This is a genomic window from Halopseudomonas sp., from assembly GCF_041579695.1.
GTDB lineage: Bacteria > Pseudomonadota > Gammaproteobacteria > Pseudomonadales > Pseudomonadaceae > Halopseudomonas.
Window position 1 is genome coordinate 1 of sequence record NZ_JBFGFI010000202.1, and the last position, 1,713, is coordinate 1,713.

1 protein-coding gene is annotated in these 1,713 nt (G+C 60.1%); it reads right to left on the bottom strand.

Translation table 11 applies throughout. From position 1 onward, the window contains the following. Nucleotides 1–1,643, bottom strand: a 1,643-nt coding sequence (locus ABYA88_RS16395) for a transglycosylase domain-containing protein (RefSeq protein ID WP_373188449.1), incomplete at its 3' end; no start/stop codon positions are given. Nucleotides 1,644–1,713 lie beyond the last annotated feature (70 nt).

Genomic DNA, 1,713 nt, shown 5'->3' on the forward strand with positions numbered 1-1,713 from the left:
GCCGAGTATCGCCGCTCCAGCGCAGCATCCAGCATGTCCGGCAGCGGGGCACCAGGATTGGCTCTCAGATAGGAACGGGCCCAGGCAACCAACGTGTTATCAGATGACAGCGGAACCGTCGAGCCCGATTCTGCGATGGCAGTGAGGCGAGCGTGCAGTTCCGCAATGATCTCCAGATACGTCGCCAGTACCCTCAGTTTTGCGGTGGAACCCAGTTCGAGCTTGCTGCCTTCGTTCAGATCGAACGGAAGACCGGTGTTGTCGGTCTGCACCCGGACCTGGTTACCTCCCGGTCCACGCTGCATCAGCGTGAAGCTGTAACGCACCTGATCGACCTTTTCGGGAGAAAGCAGCCGCTCCCCGAGCAAACCGGTGCTGGCCGCGACCTCGGGATCGGCGAGGCTCTCCAGATAATCACTGACCTGGCTCTGCAGCGCTCCATGCAAACTGGTCTGCGCTTTGAGGTCAAAGCGGTCCACTGCATACAGCGGATGCCCCAGCAAGTTGGCAAGCCGCCCGCGCGCCACGGTGATAGCCTTGTCGATAGCGAATGTCTGGCGGACCGGCTGCTCCATCCAGTTACGAAACACCAGCGGTTCAAGCAGCGCCGCGTCACGCAGCTCAGGGTCTATTATCCCGGCATTGGCCAGCAAGCGCAGATGGCTGTCGATCAAACCCACCAGATCACCGCGTCCCTTGATCAGATAATACGACGGCCGACGCTGAGCAATCAGCAGCGCCAGAGCCTGACGCAAGGCAATGGCCTGCCCGGTGAGACCCTCATGGCCAGCCAGCCGGCGGCTGAAACGCTCGAAGTCTTCGGCAAACCACACCCACAGCCCATCACCAATACCGTGCACCTCACCATGCCCCGGCGCCGCAGCCAGGGGAACGGTGTTCAGGTAGTCCAGCACCAGCCGCTGGCGCGCCTCCAACGTATAGGGGCCATCCTTGTAAGCTCGCACACTGGCAGACGCCATCTGCACCAGCTTGTCTTCCAGGCCGTGTGTGCGACCCTCGTCCGAGTGGCGGTACTTCTCGATCTGGGTCGCCAGGGTACTGGCGCCCGGCGAAGAACGATCGGCATTGAATCGGCTGCTCGCCAGCGACACCGAGGCACCCGCCAGGCGCAACCAGTTAACTGCCGGGTTCAGCCGCGGATGCCCATCGTCAAGCAACTCGCGGTCTTCGATAAATAACAGACTGTCCGCAAGCAATGGCGGCACCTGCTGAAAATCCGGATAAATACGCTGCGGATACTGGAAGGAAAAAACCGGCTCATTTCGGCAATCGAAGATTTCCAGCCCCGATTGAGTCTTCTCATCGAAAACGGGGTACAGCCCCCTCTCGACGTGCCGCATCAACGGCCCCGAGAATCGAGCCTGGCTGACCACAGAGTAGCCCTGATCCAGCAGGCGGGGCACGAGCGCAGGCAGCTCAGTGTATCCGTAGCGCTGATCGAAGGGTCCATGCTCGGGATAGGTAACCTGGTCGGACGCACCCTCACCCAGGTCATAGGTCAGGTCGGCAGCGTAATGACTGATAAGACGCGACTGGTAATAGGAATGCTGGATTTCTGTACTAATCAACCAAGCCAGCGCCACCAGGGCAACACCCAGCAAAAGCCATGGACGGTGACGCATATATCCCTCCCCAAAGATGAATTTTTTCAGTCTACTGGAGAGCGCAGAAGGCAGCTAGGGGCGCGGCTGA